The 16,601-nt window shown below is 73.3% G+C and carries 16 protein-coding genes and 1 riboswitch; of the genes, 7 read left to right on the forward strand and 9 right to left on the reverse strand.

Annotated features, from left to right (window positions below):
- Positions 1-51: 51 nt before the first annotated feature.
- From pknB to thiO, 4 genes are all read right to left on the reverse strand, one after another.
- Positions 52-2,019 (reverse strand): Stk1 family PASTA domain-containing Ser/Thr kinase, encoded by a 1,968-nt coding sequence (gene pknB / locus AB0L21_RS00215; RefSeq protein ID WP_365781329.1) that lies wholly within the window; start codon positions 2,017-2,019, stop codon positions 52-54.
- A gap of 117 nt (positions 2,020-2,136) precedes the next feature.
- On the reverse strand, positions 2,137-2,931 hold the full coding sequence (locus AB0L21_RS00220; protein WP_365698640.1) for a thiazole synthase: 795 nt from the start codon (positions 2,929-2,931) through the stop codon (positions 2,137-2,139).
- Positions 2,932-2,934: 3 nt separating this feature from the next.
- On the reverse strand, positions 2,935-3,147 hold the full coding sequence (gene thiS / locus AB0L21_RS00225; RefSeq protein WP_356341571.1) for a sulfur carrier protein ThiS: 213 nt from the start codon (positions 3,145-3,147) through the stop codon (positions 2,935-2,937).
- On the reverse strand, positions 3,144-4,340 hold the full coding sequence (gene thiO / locus AB0L21_RS00230; RefSeq protein WP_365698641.1) for a glycine oxidase ThiO: 1,197 nt from the start codon (positions 4,338-4,340) through the stop codon (positions 3,144-3,146). Before thiO ends, thiS begins: the two co-directional genes overlap by 4 nt.
- Positions 4,338-4,449: riboswitch (TPP riboswitch) on the reverse strand. Its footprint overlaps the gene before it by 3 nt.
- Positions 4,450-4,502: 53 nt before the next feature.
- Here thiO and AB0L21_RS00235 point away from each other — a divergent pair.
- The 6 genes from AB0L21_RS00235 (at position 4,503) to AB0L21_RS00260 (ending at position 9,299) form a co-directional block, all read left to right on the forward strand.
- Positions 4,503-4,853 (forward strand): hypothetical protein, encoded by a 351-nt coding sequence (locus tag AB0L21_RS00235; RefSeq protein ID WP_365698642.1) that lies wholly within the window; start codon positions 4,503-4,505, stop codon positions 4,851-4,853.
- Positions 4,854-4,885: 32 nt separating this feature from the next.
- Positions 4,886-6,118 (forward strand): FAD-dependent oxidoreductase, encoded by a 1,233-nt coding sequence (locus AB0L21_RS00240; protein ID WP_365781331.1) that lies wholly within the window; start codon positions 4,886-4,888, stop codon positions 6,116-6,118.
- 65 nt (positions 6,119-6,183) lie between these two features.
- Positions 6,184-6,549: an Rv2175c family DNA-binding protein gene (locus AB0L21_RS00245; RefSeq protein WP_058080226.1), complete on the forward strand. Its 366-nt coding sequence runs from the start codon at positions 6,184-6,186 to the stop codon at positions 6,547-6,549.
- Between the two features lie 81 nt (positions 6,550-6,630).
- Complete coding sequence (thiE, locus tag AB0L21_RS00250) at positions 6,631-7,281, forward strand: thiamine phosphate synthase (RefSeq protein WP_365698644.1); 651 nt, start codon at positions 6,631-6,633, stop codon at positions 7,279-7,281.
- A 96-nt stretch (positions 7,282-7,377) separates the two neighbouring features.
- On the forward strand, positions 7,378-8,301 hold the full coding sequence (gene metF, locus AB0L21_RS00255; RefSeq protein ID WP_365698645.1) for a methylenetetrahydrofolate reductase [NAD(P)H]: 924 nt from the start codon (positions 7,378-7,380) through the stop codon (positions 8,299-8,301).
- Between the two features lie 56 nt (positions 8,302-8,357).
- A complete protein-coding gene (locus tag AB0L21_RS00260) occupies positions 8,358-9,299 on the forward strand; it encodes a hypothetical protein (protein ID WP_365781333.1) in 942 nt (313 codons plus the stop codon).
- A gap of 27 nt (positions 9,300-9,326) precedes the next feature.
- Here AB0L21_RS00260 and AB0L21_RS00265 read toward each other — a convergent pair whose 3' ends face one another.
- From AB0L21_RS00265 to AB0L21_RS00285, 5 genes are all read right to left on the reverse strand, one after another.
- On the reverse strand, positions 9,327-10,832 hold the full coding sequence (locus tag AB0L21_RS00265) for an NAD(P)/FAD-dependent oxidoreductase (RefSeq protein WP_365781335.1): 1,506 nt from the start codon (positions 10,830-10,832) through the stop codon (positions 9,327-9,329).
- Between the two features lie 58 nt (positions 10,833-10,890).
- Complete coding sequence (locus tag AB0L21_RS00270; protein WP_365698648.1) at positions 10,891-11,493, reverse strand: DUF4126 domain-containing protein; 603 nt, start codon at positions 11,491-11,493, stop codon at positions 10,891-10,893.
- A 681-nt stretch (positions 11,494-12,174) separates the two neighbouring features.
- Positions 12,175-12,804: a TetR/AcrR family transcriptional regulator gene (locus AB0L21_RS00275; protein WP_365698649.1), complete on the reverse strand. Its 630-nt coding sequence runs from the start codon at positions 12,802-12,804 to the stop codon at positions 12,175-12,177.
- A gap of 47 nt (positions 12,805-12,851) precedes the next feature.
- Complete coding sequence (locus AB0L21_RS00280) at positions 12,852-14,936, reverse strand: YhgE/Pip domain-containing protein (RefSeq protein ID WP_365781337.1); 2,085 nt, start codon at positions 14,934-14,936, stop codon at positions 12,852-12,854.
- A complete protein-coding gene (locus AB0L21_RS00285; RefSeq protein WP_365781643.1) occupies positions 14,908-15,714 on the reverse strand; it encodes an ATP-binding cassette domain-containing protein in 807 nt (268 codons plus the stop codon). Before AB0L21_RS00285 ends, AB0L21_RS00280 begins: the two co-directional genes overlap by 29 nt.
- 222 nt (positions 15,715-15,936) lie before the next feature.
- On the opposite strand from AB0L21_RS00285, the gene AB0L21_RS00290 reads away from it, so the two are divergent.
- On the forward strand, positions 15,937-16,524 hold the full coding sequence (locus AB0L21_RS00290; protein ID WP_365781340.1) for an SAV_6107 family HEPN domain-containing protein: 588 nt from the start codon (positions 15,937-15,939) through the stop codon (positions 16,522-16,524).
- Positions 16,525-16,601: the final 77 nt, after the last annotated feature.

Below are 16,601 nucleotides of genomic sequence, written 5' to 3' on the forward strand. Positions count from 1 at the left end.
AGGGTGTCATGTCCGCCGCCGCGCCCGGACCGCGCTCCCCGGTGAGACCGGTCACCGGATGGTGATCTTGATCGTCGACCCCTTGGGCGCCTTGTCGCCGCCCTCCACCGACTGCTTCTTCACGGTGTCGCCGAACAGGCCGAGCAGCCCCCGGTCCTCGTCCACCTCGAAGCCGGCACCCTCCAGGGCCTCGTGGGCGTCGTCCACACTGTCGCCGACCACGTCCGGGACCTCGACCATCTCCGGGCCCTTGGACAGCGTCAGCGTCACCGTGTCGCCCTCGGCCGCCCGGCGACCCTCGCCCGGGTTCTGCGCGGCGACCTCGCCCTTGTCGTAGTCGGAGTTGATCCGCTCCTCGGCCACCCTCACCTTCAGCCCGGCGTCCGTCAGCTCCTGCTCGGCGCTGGCCAGGTCGTCGCCGGTGACGTCCGGCACGTCGATCGGGCTGCCCTTGCTGACGATCAGCGCGATCGCCGAGCCCGCGTGCCGCTCGGTGCCCGCCTGAGGCGTCGTACCGATCACCGAGCCCCTGGGGACGTCCTCGCTGAACGCGCGGGTGACCATGCCCGGCTCCAGGCCGTCCGCCTTCAGCCGCGCCCGCGCCTTCGCGAGCGACTGCCCCGCCACGTTCGGCACGTTCACCGTCTGCGGTCCCAGCGACACGGTCAGCGTCACCGAGTCGTGGTCCCGGATCCGCGCGCCGGGCGCCGGGTCGCTGCCGATCACCGTGCCGCGCTCGACCGTGTCGCTGTACGCGCGCTTGACCTGCCCGACGTCCAGCCCGGCCGCCTTCAGCCGCTCCCTCGCCTGCGCCTCCGTCTTCGCCAGCAGCGGCGGCACCTTGGTGAACTGGCCGGAGTTGATGTACCAGACCCCGGCGCCCACGCCGAACACCACCAGCACGGCCGCGATCACCGCCAGCACCGCGCGCGGGGGCCGTGCCGGGCGCCTGCGGGGCGGCACGGGCGGGCTCTGGAACCGGGCGGTGCGGTCGATGCCGTCCACAGGGGCGTCCGCGTCTTCATCGACGGGTAGCGGGCGGGATGGGGGTCCCCCCGCGCGAGCGAAGTCGAGCGTGGGGGAGGTGAGCGCGCGCGGGATCACGCTCGTGCGGTCCTCGGCGTTGTCGTGCTCCGCGGTCAGCGCCTGCGGCGGCAGCGCGTCCAGCTGCTCGTCGGTCAGCGACAGGCGGGCCTCGCGCACCTGGGCGAGCAGGGCCACGGCGTCGTGCGGCCGGATCTCCGGGGTGCGCCCGGTGGCCGACGCGACCAGCTCGTCCAGCTGGTACGGCAGGCCGGGCACGAGCGCCGAGGGCGGCGGCACGTCCTCGTGGAGGTGCTTGTAGAGCACCTGGGCCGGGGAGTCCCCGGAGTGCGGCTTGGCGCCCGTCAGCATCTCGTACAGGACCACACCGCACGCGTACACGTCTACGCGCGGATCGGTGGTGCCCTGCTCGATCTGCTCCGGCGCGAGATAGGAGACGGTCCCGAGCACGGCACCCGTCGTGCTGGTCACCGTGTCGACGGAGCGCACCAGCCCGAAGTCGGCGACCTTGACCCGGCCGTCGTCGCCTATCAGCACGTTCTCGGGCTTCATGTCGCGGTGCACGAACCCGGCCCGGTGCGCGGCACCGAGCGCGGCGAGGACCGGCTCCAGGATGTCCAGCGCGGCCCGCGGCTGCACCGCGCCCCGTTCGCGCAGCACGTCCCGCAGGGTGCAGCCGGCGATGTACTCCATCGCCAGGTAGACGTACGACCCGTCGGTCCCCTGGTCGAAGACCTGCACCACGTTGGGGTGGTCGAGCCGGGCGACGGACTTCGCCTCCCGGATGAACCGCTCGACGAACGTCCCGTCGGCCGCGAGCGCCGGGTGCATCACCTTCAGCGCGAGCACGCGGTCCAGGCGGGTGTCCAGGGACCGGTACACCGTGGCCATCCCACCGGCCGCGATCCGCGCGTCGACGCGGTACCGGCCGTCGAGCACCTGCCCGACGAGGGGGTCCTGAAGGGTCGTATCCACGAGAGGGGAGTCTACGAGGGGGCACCGACAGTTCCCGCGCCGAGACCGCTTTCCACCAGCACTGCAGCCGACCTGTGACGCACCCACGACGTCCCGGCCCGGAACCACGGCACCGGTTCAGAACGCGGGACGCTCGGGGTCCAGCACGGCCAGGCCCTCCGCAGGAGACGACGCCTCGGCGAGATACCTACGGGGAATCCGCCCGGCCAGCCGGGCCAGCCGGCCCCCCTCCACCGCGAGCTTCATGGCGGAAGCCATCAGTTCCGGCTCCTGGGCCCGGGTCACCGCGGAGGCGAGCATCACCCCCGCACACCCCAGCTCCATCGCCAGCGCCACGTCCGACGCCGTACCGGCCCCGGCGTCGAGAATCACCGGCACACGCGCGTGCTCCACGATCAGCTGGAAGTTGTGGGGGTTGCGGATCCCCAGCCCGGACCCGATCGGCGACCCCAGCGGCATGACCGCGGCGCACCCCACGTCCTGAAGCTTGCGCGCGAGCACCGGATCGTCGTTCGTGTACGGCAGCACCGTGAACCCGTCGTCGACCAGCGTCTCCGCCGCCTCCAGCAGCTCCACCGGATCCGGCAGCAGCGTCCGCTCGTCGGCGATGACCTCCAGCTTCACCAGGTCCGTGCCCAGCGCCTCCCGGGCCAGCCGGGCGGTCAGCACGGCCTCGCCGGCGGTGAAACAGCCGGCCGTGTTCGGCAGCACCCGGATGCCGAGCTTCTCCAGCACCGACAGCACCGAGCCGTGCACGGAGGGGTCCACCCGGCGCATCGCGACCGTGGTGAGTTCCGTACCGGAGGCGACCAGCGCCCGCTCCAGCACGTCCAGGCTCGGCGCCCCGCCCGTGCCCATGATCAGCCGGGAGGAGAAGGTCAGGTCACCGAGGACCAGGGGATCGTCGGCCATGGCTCAGCCTCCCTGCACGGCGGTGAGGACTTCGACCCGGTCGCCGTCGGCGAGGGCGGTCGTCGCCCACTGCGCGCGCGGGACGACGGTCTCGTTGACGGCGGCGGCCACCCCGCGCGGGGCGGCGGTGAGGGTCCGCACGAGGGTGTCGAGGGCGGTGCCCGGGGCGATCTCCCGGCGCTCCCCGTTGACGGAAATCATGACCGGGCCGTTCATGCGGGCTGCTCCAGCTCTTCCATCGTCTCCATGGGCGCGGTGTCTTCCCCGGGCGCGGTGCCGAAGCGCCGCGGCGTGAACGGACGGGCCTCCTCGGGAAGCTCACCGGTGACCAGGGCGTGCGCCAGCACGTCCCCGGTGACCGGCGTGAGCAGCACGCCGTTGCGGTAGTGCCCGGTGGCCAGCAGCAGCCCGGCCAGCCCGGACGGGCCGAGCAGCGGCGCGTTGTCCGGGGAGCCGGGGCGCAGCCCGGCCCGGGTCTCGGTGAGCGGCAGCTCGGTGATGCCGGGCACCAGCTCGTGCGCGTCGCGCAGCAGTTCGTACACGCCCCCGGCGGTGACCGTCGTGTCCCAGCCCAGCTCCTCGCTGGTGGCGCCGACGACCAGTTCGCCGTTCTCCCGGGGCACCAGATAGACCTGGCTGCCCCGCACCACGGCCCGCACGGTCCGGCTGAGGAACGGCGCGTACCGGCGCGGCACGGTCAGCCGCAGCACCTGCCCCTTCACCGGCCGCACCGCGGGCAGCAGCTCGTCCGGCACCCCCGCGAGACGCCCGCTCAGGCTGCCGGCCGCGAGCACCACCTGGTCCGCGCGCAGAGCGGCGCCGTCCGCCGTGGTGACCCCGGTGGCCCGGTCCCGTACCACGTCCAGCCGCTGCGCCCACGCCCGGTGGAACACCACACCGGCCCGCTCGCACGCGGCCACCAGGGCCGCCGCCAGCCGGCGCGGGTCGATCTGGTGGTCGCCGTCGACCCGCAGCCCGCCCCGCACCCCCGGCGCCAGCATCGGCTCCAGGCGCCGGCACTCCCGCCCCGACAGCCACTCCGAGGCGAGGCCCGAACGCTGCTGGAGCGCGTGCAGTTCGCGCAGGTGGGCACGGTCGTCGGCGTCCAGGGCGACGGCGAGGGTGCCGCAGCGGCGGTAGCCGAGGTCACGGCCGGTCAGTTCGGTCAGCTCGGCCGCGAAGGCGGGGTAGCGGCGGGCCGATTCCAGGTTCAGGGCGAGCAGGGTCTCCTCGCCGTAGTGCAGTTCGGTGACCGCGGCCAGCATCCCGGCCGCGACCCGCGCGGCCCCGCCGCCGGGTTCGGGGTCCACGACGGCCGTGGCGAGCCCGCGCTGCGCCGCGCGCCAGGCCGTGACCAGGCCGATGACTCCGCCCCCGATGACGAGGACGTCGGACGTACGTGACGACATGGGCGTCCAGCCCCTCCCTTCGCCGGCATGACCCGGATCAGGTTCGTACGGTCGGAGGCCGCCAGCCTCCCTCTCAGCCCGGTGCGTCCGGGCTCCCGCGAGTGCTTGTACGGTGGCAACCCTAGCCCGCCGCCCTCCTCACCCGTAAGGGAGCCCCGTTCCATGGCCCGGTCGCTCGACGGACTGATCCTCGCCCCCGTGGCGGACCAAGCCCCAGGTCAGGTGGGTACCCGCACGCGGTTCGCGTACCACGAGAAGGACGGCGAGATCTGGGCCGAGTACGCGGGCGGTGACGTCGTGCGCGGCCATCTGGTCGGCACCCGCGAGGGCGACCGGCTGGACTTCCGGTACGTGCAGCTCAAGACCGACGGGACGACCTCCTCGGGGCACTGCGTGTCCACGGTCGTCGAGCTGCCGGACGGGCGGGTGCGCCTGGACGAGACCTGGGAGTGGGAGTCCCAGGCCGGCTCCGGTACGAGCGTGGTGGAGCAGGTCACCGAGCACGCCCCCTGACTGACGGATCGTCAATTGTCTATGGTGATCGGGTGAGCGAGCAGACAGCGCAAGAGGGCACGGCACCGGGGCGGCGCGTGGTCGTCGTCGGCGCGGGCATGGCCGGGGTGCAGACCGCGGTCGCCCTGCGGGAGCAGGGTTTCCGGGGCGAAGTGACCATCATCGGCGCCGAGCCGCACCAGCCGTACGACCGGCCGCCGCTGTCGAAGGCGGTGCTGCTCGGCAAGGCCGAGGACTCCGCCTTCGAGGTGGACTTCGAGTCCCTCGGGGTCGGGCTGCGGCTCGGCTGCGAGGTGTACGGCGTGCGCCCCGCCGAGCACGAGCTGGACACCGAGACGGGCCCGGTGCCGTACGACGTCCTGGTCCTCGCCACCGGCGCCGAACCGGTCCGGCTGCCCGGCGCCGAGGGCGTGCCCGGCGTGCATCTGCTGCGCACCCTGGACGACGCCGAACGGCTGCGCCCCGTGCTCGCCCGGCAGCACGACATCGTGGTCGTGGGCGCCGGCTGGATCGGCGCCGAGTTCGCCACCGCCGCCCGCGAGGCCGGCTGCGCGGTGACCGTCGTGGAGGCCGCCGGCCAGCCGCTCGCCGGCGCCCTGCCCGCCGAGGTCGCCGCGCCCATGGCCGCCTGGTACGCCGAGGCCGGCGCGGAGCTGCGCACCCACGCGCGCGTGGAGCGCGTCGAGCCCGGCGAGGTGGTGCTGGCCGACGGCACCCGGCTGCCCGCGGGCGCCGTCGTCGTCGGCATCGGTGCCCGCCCCGCCACCGGCTGGCTGGCCGGCTCCGGCATCGAGCTGGGCGTACACGGCGAGGTCCGCACCGACGACCGTCTGCGCACCTCCGTGCCGGACGTGTACGCGGTCGGCGACTGCGCCTCCTTCCCGTCGGCCCGGTACGGCGAACGGCTCCTCGTCCACCACTGGGACAACGCCCTGCAGGGTCCGCGCACGGTCGCCGCGAACATCCTCGGCGAGACCCCGGCGGTCTACGACCCGGTGCCGTACTTCTGGTCCGAGCAGTTCGGCCGCTTCGTCCAGTACGCCGGCCACCACGCCGCGGCCGACCGCCTGGTCTGGCGCGGCGACCCGGCAGGCCCCTCCTGGACGGTCTGCTGGCTCCGCGAGAACCGCCTGGTGGCCCTCCTGGCCGTCGGCCGCCCCCGCGACCTGGCCCAGGGCCGCCGCCTGATCGAGGCGGGCCGGCGGATGGATCCCGGGGCGCTGACCGACCCGGCGCGGCCACTGAAGAACGCCACGGCCGAGTAGCACACCCTCCCCGCCTGGACCTGCCTGACTTCCGACTGTCAGTGGGGGATGGCAGGCTAGGAAGCGTGACCGAGATTGACGCAAAGATCGATGCTCTCGTCCCCGCCTGGCTCACCCTGCCCGACATCGCCGACATGCTCGGTGTCGAGGTGACGCGTGTCCGGCAGCTGGTCAAGGAGGGCCAGCTCATCGCCGTACGCCGTGGTGAGAACAGGGCGCTGCACGTCCCCGCCGCCTTCATCGACGGGGACAAGGTCGTCAAGGGCCTGTCCGGGACCCTGACGCTCCTGCGGGACGACGGCTTCACGGTCGAAGAGATGATCGAGTGGCTCTTCACCCCCGACCCGACCCTCCCCGGCACCCCCGCGCAGGCCCTGAGCGAGAATCGCGGCACGGAGGTGAAGCGCCGCGCCCAGGCGCTCGCCGTCTGAGCCGATCCGCAGCAGGCAGGTGGCGTGCGGGCCGGACGCCCGTACGCCACCGCGCACCACCGACCACGGGGGGACCCACGCATGTCCGACACCGCCCGCGCCGCGCTCGCCGACGCCCGCCTGTACCTCTGCACGGACGCCCGCGAGCGCCAGGGCGACCTGCCCGAGTTCCTGGACGCGGTCCTGGCCGGCGGTGTCGACATCGTGCAGCTGCGCGACAAGGGCATGGAGGCCGCCGAGGAGCTGGAGCACCTGGAGGTCTTCGCCGACGCGTGCGCCCGGCACGGCAAGCTGCTCGCGGTCAACGACCGGGCCGACGTCGCCCACGCCGCCCGCGCCGACGTGCTCCACCTCGGCCAGGGCGACCTCCCGGTTCCCGCGGCCCGAGCGATTCTCGGCGACCGGGTGCTGATCGGCCGCTCCACGCACGCCGAGGCCGAGGCCGCCGCTGCCGCCGTCCAGGAGGGCGTGGACTACTTCTGCACCGGCCCCTGCTGGCCCACCCCCACCAAGCCCGGCCGCCACGCCCCCGGCCTCGACCTGGTCCGCTACGCGTCGGGCCTCGGCACCGACCGCCCCTGGTTCGCCATCGGCGGCATCGACCTGGGCAACCTGGACCAGGTACTGGACGCGGGGGCCCGCCGGGTGGTGGTGGTCCGCGCGATCACCGAGGCGGACGACCCGGGCGCGGCGGCGACGGAGTTCGCGAAGCGGCTGCGGGACGCCCGCTAGAGCCGTTCTGTCCACCTGCTGGACAGGAGAGCGGCAAATCGGGCAAATTCCCGGCGTCCGGTTGGGGGACCGCCCACCCCTGGCTAACCTGCCGGTATGGCCCTCGGAACCGCATCCACCAGGACTGATCGCGCACGCACCGTGCGCGACATCCTCGCCACCGGCAAGACGACGTACTCGTTCGAGTTCTCGGCGCCGAAGACCCCCAAGGGCGAGCGGAACCTGTGGAGCGCGCTCCGGCGGGTCGAGGCGGTCGCCCCCGACTTCGTCTCCGTGACCTACGGCGCCGGCGGTTCCACCCGCGCGGGCACGGTCAAGGAGACCCAGCAGATCGTCGCGGACACCACCCTGACCCCCGTCGCCCACCTCACCGCGGTCGACCACTCCATCGCCGAACTGCGCAACATCATCGGCCAGTACGCGGACGCCGGCATCCGCAACATGCTCGCCGTACGCGGCGACCCGCCCGGCGACCCGATGGGCGAGTGGGTGCCGCACCCCCGCGGCCTGACCTACGCGGCCGAACTCGTCCGGCTCATCAAGGAGTCGGGCGACTTCTGCGTGGGCGTCGCCGCGTTCCCGGAGATGCACCCGCGGTCCGCGGACTGGGACACCGACGTCGCCCACTTCGTGGACAAGTGCCGTGCGGGCGCCGACTACGCCATCACGCAGATGTTCTTCCAGCCGGAGTCGTATCTGCGTCTGCGCGACCGTGTGGCGGGCGCGGGCTGCGACACCCCGGTCATCCCGGAAGTCCTGCCGGTCACCAGTGTGAAGATGCTGGAACGGTTGCCGAAGCTCAGCAACGCCCATGTCCCGGACGCCCTGAAAGAGCGGATCCTCACAGCGAAGGACGATCCGGCGGCGGTACGCTCCATCGGTATCGAGTTCGCCACGGAGTTCTGCGCGCGGCTGCTGGCCGAGGGAGTGCCCGGACTGCACTTCATCACGCTCAACAACTCCACGGCGACCCTGGAAATCTACGAGAACCTGGGCCTGCACCACCCCCCGCAGGCCTAGACCGGCCGCACCGCGATACGACACACTGCGTAGCGGTCACTGGGAGAGGGGCGTACATGGGCTGGACGGTCCTCTACATGGCGTTCGGCGTCGTCGCGCTGTGGTTGCTGGGCGAGGTACTGCTGCAGTACAAGGCGCGGCTGCGCTGGCGCCTCCTCGCCTTCGCCGGCTTCCTCGGCGTCGTGGTGGGCGTGCTGATGCCGTCCGTCATCGTGATCGGGCTGGGCGCGATCGCCTTCGCGGTCGGCCAGACCTACGTCACGCTGTCGTTCCGCCGTGGCTTCGCCTCCGGCTGGGCGGTCAAGCGGCCCGGCCCCGAGGCGACGGCCGGCAGCAAGCGGCGCCGCGGCCGGGCCGACCGGCACGAGCCGGACCCGCAGGGCCCCGACCCCGAGCTCGCCCAGGGCGCCGACGACCGCGACCCCGAGCACGCCGGCGACCACGGGCCCTACGGCCACGGCCAGGCGCATGGCGACTACGACGACTACGACCGCGACGACGTCTTCACCCCGGCCGCCGCCCGCACGGCCGATGCCACCGCCGCCGAGACCACCTCCGTCTACGAGCCGCAGCCCCTGCCCGACGACACCGGCAACTACGGCGTCTACGGCGACCCCGCGCACGCGCACACCGACCAGCAGAACGACCAGCAGAGCTACGCCTACGACTACTCCGGCTACGGCCAGCAGGGCTACGGCTACGACAGCGCGGCCCAGCAGGGCTATGCCAACTACTCCGACCCGTACGTCGGCAGCCAGTCCTACGGCTCCTACGACCAGGGGTACGGCCAGCAGTACGGGCAGCAGCAGGGCTACGCGCAGGACCCGTACGCCACGGGCGGTTACGGCGAGACCCCGGCCGGCGGGGTGTGGGTGCCGCAGCAGCGCACGGACGAGACCTACGGCGGCGAACTCCCGCAGGAGCAGCCGTATCCGCACCAGCAGGACGGACAGCAGCCGCAGCCCGGCGCCGGGTACGACGAGCAGTACCGCTTCTGACGGGCCGGGCGTTCACCGCGCGCCCGTTCACCGGGAGCCGCGGAACTCCGGGCCCTCCACGATCAGTCCGGCCACCAGCGCGCCCGACATGCCGGCGTGCGGGAGGCCGCCGCCCGGGTGGGACCAGCCGCCGACGGCGAACAGGCCCGGTATCGCCGTGGAGTTGGCCGGATGCAGCACTCCTTCCGGCGCGGCCAGCGCGGGCGGCGGCACGGCACCGCCCACGGCTCCCGTCTCCCGCTCGGTGTCCAGCGGTGTGCGGACCTCACGCCACAGCACCCGCTCGCGCAGCCCCGGCACGGCCCGCTCGGCGGCGGCGACCATCCGGTCCGCGAAGGCGGCGGCGGCACCGGGCGCCGCCCAGTCGTACTCCGTCGCCGACGGCACCGTCGCCGTCAGCACCACGCTCTCGTGCTCCTCGTCGGGGCGCAGGGCCGGGTCGTCCGGCCGGTCGACGACGGTCGTCGGCAGGTCGGGCAGCACCCCGTGCCGGAACAGATCCAGATCGCCCTCGCCGCCGGCCGCGTGCACCACCGTGCGGTGCGCCGCGCCGGGCTCCCGTGCCCCGCGCAGCGCCAGGCACACGACCACCCGGCCCGGATACCGGTCCTCCGGCTCCGGCTCGACGGCCTCGGCGCCGTACACCTGACGGTCCGTCAGGTCGCGTAGTCTCCAGGGACCCTGGCCCACCACGAAGTCCGCCTCGGCCACCGTCCCGTCACCCAGCTCCACGCCGGACGCGCGGCCGTCCTTCTCCAGGATCCGGGTGACCTCGGCGCCGAACACGAACGCGACCCGCCGTTTCCGGCACCGCTCGTACACCGCGCGCGCCAGCTCGCGGATGCCGCCGCGCACGTACCAGGTGCCGAAGGCGTGCTCCATGTAGGGCAGCACGGCCGCGCTCGCTGGGGCCGTGGCCGGGTCGACGCCGTACGCGAGCGCGTAGCCGTCCAGCAGCTGTGCCAGCCGGGGGTCGCGCAGTTCCCACTTGCCGATCTCGAACAGCTTGACCACGCGGCGCCTGCTCAGCAGCCGCTTGTACGTGGTGCCCGGATACGGCTCATTGCCGGCCAGCACCTGCCAGTTGGGCCACAGCGGCTCCTCCAGCAGCGGCCGGCGGGTGCGGTCCCAGGCCTCGCGGGCCCGCACCAGGAAGTCGCCCCAGCGCTCACCGGCCCCCGCGCCCAGCGCCTCGTCCAGAGCCGCGACGACGCCCGCGCGGGAAGCGTTGGGCAGGGACACTTGCGTGCCGTCCGCGAAGACGTGCCGTGAGGACGGGTCGACCTGGACCAGCTCGACGCAGTCCTCCAGCGGTTCCTTGCCGGTCTTGATGAACAGGTCGCGGTACACGGCGGGCAGCGTCAGCAGTCCCGGGCCCGTGTCGAAGCCGAACCCGTCCCGCTCGAACCGGCGCACCGCACCGCCGTACGTCTCCGTCCGTTCGTACACCGTCACCCGGTGGCCCGCGACGGCCAGCCGGGCGGCAGCCGCCATCGCGCCCGTCCCGGCGCCGATCACCGCAATCCGTGCCATGCCCGCGACTTTATCGACCGCCACTGACAACCCGGCCGCCGGGCGGCTCCCGCGCAGGTCAGGGGGCCCGTGAGGCGAGGCGCCGCTCCTCCCGGCGCTGGGCCCGGCGGCGCAGGAAGCGGCGGATGCGCGAGACGAGGAACAGCAGGGTCAGCAGCCCGCCGGCCAGCAGGACGGCCGCGATGACCGCCGCCGCCTCCGGATGGAACACCGCGAACGTGACGATGCCCCCGACCCCGAGATCCTCGGCGAGGCTCAGCGCGATGTTGCTGAACGGCTCGGGCGAGGTGTTCACCGCCATCCGCGTGCCGGCCTTCACGGCGTGGCTGGCCAGCGCCGTCGAACCGCCGATCAGGCCGGCCGCCACATCGGAGAGCGAGCCGCTCTGCCCGGCGAGCAGCGCCCCGACCCAGGCACCGGCGAGCGGACGGACCACGGTGTGTACGGAGTCCCACAGCGAGTCGACGTAGGGGATCTTGTCGGCGACGGCCTCGCACAGGAACAGCACACCCGCGACGATCAGCACCTCGGGTCGCTGCAACGTCTCCGGGACGTCGTCGGCGATCCCTGTCGCGCCGAAGAGACCGAGCAGCAGCACCACCGCGTAGGCGTTGACGCCGCTGGCCCAGCCGCTCGTGAAGACCAGAGGGAGTACGGACACGGACGCGATCGTAGCCAGACGGCGGGCCACAGGCGTGGGCACGCGCGCGGACGGCTGAGTACGCGTACTCAGACGGTCAGATGAGTACGCGCGCGGATGGGCCGGGACCTGTGCGAACGGGAGAGTGGAGGCACGGCAGAGGGGCGCGGCCCGGCACCGCCGACACGGGGCGGCGGAACGGCGCCCGCCCCCTGGCCGCTCCTTCCGCCGATCCGTCGGCGGAAGCGAGACACGGGGGCCTCGGGGGAAGACCACCACGGGGGTCCGCGACGGGGGAGCCACCGGGAGGAACGGGGGAGAACGGGGGAGTCCCGGCGGCGGCACGGGGAAGGGGAAGGCGCCGGTCCACAGCGGACCGGCGCCTTCCGCGTACGCCTCTCGGGCCGGGTACGCCTGTCGGGCCGCGCAGGCTTCTCAGGTCGCGTAGGCCTCTCTGGCCGGTTGCGCCTCTGGGGGCGCATACGCCCCTCAAGTCACGCAGGCCTCTCCGCCGCGTAGGCCTCTGTGGCGGCGCAGGCTTCTCAGGTCGCGCATTGCCTCTCCGGCCGCGTACGGCTCTGGCCGCGTACGCCTCCGGGGCCGCGTACGCCTCTAAGGTCGCGTACGCCTCTCAGGCCGGCATGCCCCTCAGATCGCGCACGGCCCTCCAGCCGGGTACGCCTCTCCGGCCGGATGCACCGCTCAGACCTTGCCGCTGACCCGCCCCTGGAGCAGCCGGGACAGGGCCGCGTGCACGTCGTCCAGGGAGCGCTCCGGCTGGAACGACTTCCAGTCCAGCGCGGCCACCAGGACCATGCCGACCAGCGCCGCCGCCGTCAACGGGACATCGATCTCGTCGCTGAACTCGCCGGCCGCCACGCCCTCGCGCAGCACCCCCTCCACCACCGCGACCGCCTCCTGCCGCACCACCATCAGGGTGGACTGCCAGGCCCGGTTGGTGCGCCACAGCTCGGCGACGTACAGCTGGGTGAAGGCCGGGTAGCGGTCGATGAAGACGAGGCCCGCGCGGATCATCGCGTCCAGCGCGTCCACCTTGCCGCGGCCCTCGCGTGCCGTCTGCTCGGCCGCCTCCTTCAGGGAGGCGGTGAGCAGGCCGACGCCGTGCCTGAGCAGCTCCTCGAAGAGAACGGACTTGCTCGCGAAGTTGTAGTAGACCGTGCCCTTCGCGACCCCGGCCCGCTCGGCGATCTCGTCCACCGTGGTCGCGGAGAAGCCCTGCTCGGCGATGAGCGTGACGGCCGCCTCGTAGAGCTTCTGCCGGGTGGCCTCGCGGCGCGTGCTGCCGCCGGCCTTGGCGCTGCTGCTTTCCATGGCCCCGATTCTCACAGGTACGCGCGCGTGCGGGCGCTCGCCCTGGATCACAGGCTCAGCTCCGGGTGCAGCCGGGCCGGCGTCCACACCTGGCGGCGGCGGGCCGCGAGGGCGGTCAGCGCGAGGGCGCCGGCGGTGAACGCGGCGAGCACACCGCACGCCAGCCACACCGGGCCGAGCCCGCCGCCCGTGATCAGCCGGCGCAGCGCCTCCACGATGTAGCTCATCGGCAGGAACGGGTGGATCGCGTTGAAGAAGCCCGGGCTGGTCTGGACGGGGTAGGTGCCGCCCGCCGAGGTCAGCTGGAGCATCAGCAGCGCGAGCACGAGGATCCGGCCGGCCGCGCCGAAGCGGGCGTTCAGCCACTGCACGATCGCCGCGAAGCAGGACGTGACCAGGCACAGGAAGCCGAGCGTGCCGGCCGCGCGCAGCATCTGGAGGCCGACCGCCCAGTGTAGGACGGCCATCAGGGCGGCCACCTGGAGCACGCCCACCGCGACCACCGGCAGCCAGCCGGCGCACGCGATCCGCCAGGCGGAGGCGCCGGCCGCCAGGGCGCGCCGGTTGAGCGGCGGGATCAGCATGTAGGCCACCATCGCGCCGACCCACAGGGACAGCGGGATGAAGTAGGGGGCGAAACCGGTGCCGTAGTTCGGCGCCTTGTGCAGGTCGTGGGAGGCCAGCTGGACCGGGTCGGCCATCACGCCGGTGCGCCGGTCGCGGTCCTGCCTGTCGTAGTCCGGGATCTTCTTCGCGCCCGAGTGCAGCCCGCCGGCGAGCTTCCCGGAGCCGTCGGACAGCTTGTAGAGGCCGCCGTTGAGGGTCTCGGCGCCCGACTTCGCGGTGCCGATGCCCTTGTCCAGGGTGACCGCGCCGGTGTGGGCGGTGCCCAGTCCGGTGTGCAGCTTCTCGGCACCGGCGGCGACCTTGTGCGCGCCGGTGTTCAGCTTGTCGATCTTCTTGACGGCGTCCTCGACGTCCTCGGACAGGTGCGGTGCGCGCTCGGCCAGGGCGTCGGCCTGCTTCTGGAGCGCGCCCAGGTTGTCCCGCATCGTCTTCAGGTCGCCGTCCTGGTCCGCGATCAGCGTGTTGAGGTCGTCGGCGACGGTGGCCACCTCGGCGGCGGCCGTCCTGGCCCGCTTCAGTTCGGGGCAGGCCGGGTCGGGGAGCGTCGCGCTCTCGCAGCGTTCCTTGTACACCTCGTCCAGGACGGCGGAGGAGGCGTGCGCGGTCTTCGCGGCGCCCGGCGCGAGCTTGACCAGCACGTCGAGGTTGTCCTTGACCGCCTTGGCCGAGTCGGAGACCAGCCGGGCGGTGTCCCCGATGGTCTTCTCGTTGTTCTTCAGGAACGGGCCCGCCTCGGCGTAGACGCCGTTGACCTTGTCGGCGAGCGCCTGGTTGCCGTCGGCGACCTGCCGCGAGCCCTCCTGGAGGTCACCGGAGCCGGTGTCGAGCTTCTCCAGGCCCTTGGCCAGCTCGCCGCTGCCGCTCTTGGCGTCCTTCAGCCCGTCCGCGAGGTCCTTGGAGCCCTTCTCCGCCTTCCCGATCCCGCTGTTCAGCTTGTCGGCGCCCCGGGCGGCCGTGACGGTCTTGTCGTGGATGTCGGAGAAGGACACGAAGATCCTGTCCAGGAAGCTACGGGAGGCCTTGGTGGAGGCGGCCGAGCGCACCTCGTTGAAGACCGTGCGGGAGATCTGGCCGACGATGTAGTTGTTCGCGTCGTTGGTGCGCACCTGGAGGGCGCCGGTCTCCGGAGAGTCGCCGGAACTGGACGCGATCCGGCTGCTGAAGTCGGCCGGCATGGTCAGCGACAGGTAGTAGGTGCCGTCCTCGACGCCCGCGCGGGCCTGCTCGTCGCTCACTTCGTGCCACTCGAAGGTCCGGCTGTCGCGCAGTCCGTCGACGATGTCGTCACCGGCTGTGATCTTCTTCCCGCCCGCCGTGGCGCCCTTGTCGTCGTTCACCAGGGCCACCGGGATGCGGTCCAGACGGCCGTACGGGTCCCAGAACGACCACAGGTACAGGGCGCCGTAGAGCAGGGGCAGCACGAGCAGCGCGACGAGGGCGGCGCGGGGGAGCTTCCCGCGCCCGAAGCGCCTCAGCTCAAGCGCGGCCAGCCTCGGTGAGCGCATCACCGGCGTCCTCCTTCTCCGGCTCGGCGTTCTTCGGGCCGGCGTTCCCCGGCTCGGTCTTGTCCGGCTCGGTCTTCTCCGGCTCGGTCTTCTCCGGCTCGGTCGAGACGGCGACGCAGTCCGCGGGAGCGGTGCGGCACACGGCCACGACCGTCGTGCCCGCGCGCGTGAGCGACCGCAACAGGCCCCAGACCTCGGTGCGTTCGGCGTCCGAGAGCTTCATGTCGACGTCGTCCACCCCGAGCAGCCGGGGCCGGCCGAGCAGGGCCAGCGCGAGGGACAGGCGCAGCTCCTGCGGCCGTTCCAGGTCGCGTACGGCCGTCCGGGAGCCCTTCGGGAGCGTCTCCAGGTCGAGCCCGGCGGCGGCCAGGGCCGCGTCGACCCGCAGCCGCGCCTCGTACGCGCGCTGGGCGCGGGGGCGCAGCAGTTGACGCAGGGAGTCACCGAACCGGTGCTGCAACAGCGCCCGTTCGCGCAGGTGCTCCCCGACCGTGAGGGCCGGCTCCAGGTCGGTCACACCGGTCACGTTGGCCACCGCGCTGACACGGCGCAGGGCCGCCATCTGACGGGGGAGTTTGAACCCGGCGACGGTGGCCACTCCCTCGGTGGGCTTCATCCGTCCCGTGAGTGCGAGCAGCAGACACGTGCGGCCGGAGCCGGACGGTCCCTCGATCGCGATCAGCGAGCCGGGTTCCGCGTCCAGGGCGACGCCGCGGAAGGCCCACCCCCGCGGCCCTTTGAGCCCGAGCGCCTCGGCCCTGACGTCGGCGCCGGCCATGCCGCCCGGGTCGACGGTTCCGTCCGCGCGGACCGTTGCGTGTGCGTCGTCCACAAGCTCCCCTGCCGGTGTAGGCCGTAATTGAACTGACTGGTCAGTGCAAAAATACGCCCGAACCTACGATCGAGGCAAAAGCCCAGGTCAGACCGGATTGTCAGTGGCATACCGCACGATGGGCACATACGGCATTCGTGCCGTCACCCAGACGACAGGAGGTTCGTCATGGCCCACTCGTCCGCAGCCGCCGCCCGCCGGCGCCGCGCCACCGGCCCTGCCCCCTCACTGACCGGCCCGGCGAGCGACGTGCACCCCGTGCTCCGCCGGGCCACGGCCCCGCCCGCCGCCCTCGACCTGCTCGCCCAGGCCCGTGCCGGACTGGAGGAGGCCACCGTCCTGGACACGCCGAACGAGCGCTATGCGACGGCCCACCTCGCCGCCCTGCGCACCGCCGCCGCCGTGCTCGCCGCCCGGGGCCGGCCCGAGACCTCCCCGCGCCGCCGGGCCCGGATCCGCAGCGCCTGGGAGGTGCTGCCCGAGATCGCCCCGGAGCTGACCGAGTGGAGCGCGCTGTTCGCCTCCGGCGCCGCGCGCCGCGCCCGCGCCGAGGCGGGCATCCAGGGAGCGGCCGGGCAGCGGGACGCCGACGACCTGATACGCGACGTGGGGATGTTCCTCCGCATCGTGGAGCGGATGCTGGTCCTCCAGCCGGTCCTGCCCCAGCCCCGCCAGGACACCGCCGGCGACACCGGTGCCGTCGACGGCGGCGGGGACGGTCCGAGGAGGGGAGGCGGTCTGCCGGACGCGGGCTGACCACGGGACCGTCCGCCGGGAAGGCGCACGTGGTCGGCGCCGTCGCGGTGACCAGGCGCGGCGCGCAGGCAATAGGG

This window comes from Streptomyces sp. NPDC052721, assembly GCF_040678315.1.
Taxonomy (GTDB): domain Bacteria; phylum Actinomycetota; class Actinomycetes; order Streptomycetales; family Streptomycetaceae; genus Streptomyces.

Excerpts from the sequence above, each read along its gene's own strand:
- AB0L21_RS00235 (WP_365698642.1), top strand. The coding sequence starts at position 4,503 with ATGGCCCGGTCGCTCGACGGACTGATCCTCGCCCCCGTGGCGGACCAA.
- thiS (WP_356341571.1), bottom strand. The coding sequence starts at position 3,147 with ATGAACGGCCCGGTCATGATTTCCGTCAACGGGGAGCGCCGGGAGATC.
- AB0L21_RS00220 (WP_365698640.1), bottom strand. The coding sequence starts at position 2,931 with ATGGCCGACGATCCCCTGGTCCTCGGTGACCTGACCTTCTCCTCCCGG.
- AB0L21_RS00285 (WP_365781643.1), bottom strand. The coding sequence starts at position 15,714 with ATGGCCGGCGCCGACGTCAGGGCCGAGGCGCTCGGGCTCAAAGGGCCG.
- AB0L21_RS00290 (WP_365781340.1), top strand. The coding sequence starts at position 15,937 with ATGGCCCACTCGTCCGCAGCCGCCGCCCGCCGGCGCCGCGCCACCGGC.
- AB0L21_RS00280 (WP_365781337.1), bottom strand. The coding sequence starts at position 14,936 with ATGCGCTCACCGAGGCTGGCCGCGCTTGAGCTGAGGCGCTTCGGGCGC.
- AB0L21_RS00260 (WP_365781333.1), top strand. The coding sequence starts at position 8,358 with ATGGGCTGGACGGTCCTCTACATGGCGTTCGGCGTCGTCGCGCTGTGG.
- metF (WP_365698645.1), top strand. The coding sequence starts at position 7,378 with ATGGCCCTCGGAACCGCATCCACCAGGACTGATCGCGCACGCACCGTG.
- AB0L21_RS00265 (WP_365781335.1), bottom strand. The coding sequence starts at position 10,832 with ATGGCACGGATTGCGGTGATCGGCGCCGGGACGGGCGCGATGGCGGCT.
- thiE (WP_365698644.1), top strand. The coding sequence starts at position 6,631 with ATGTCCGACACCGCCCGCGCCGCGCTCGCCGACGCCCGCCTGTACCTC.
- AB0L21_RS00275 (WP_365698649.1), bottom strand. The coding sequence starts at position 12,804 with ATGGAAAGCAGCAGCGCCAAGGCCGGCGGCAGCACGCGCCGCGAGGCC.
- thiO (WP_365698641.1), bottom strand. The coding sequence starts at position 4,340 with ATGTCGTCACGTACGTCCGACGTCCTCGTCATCGGGGGCGGAGTCATC.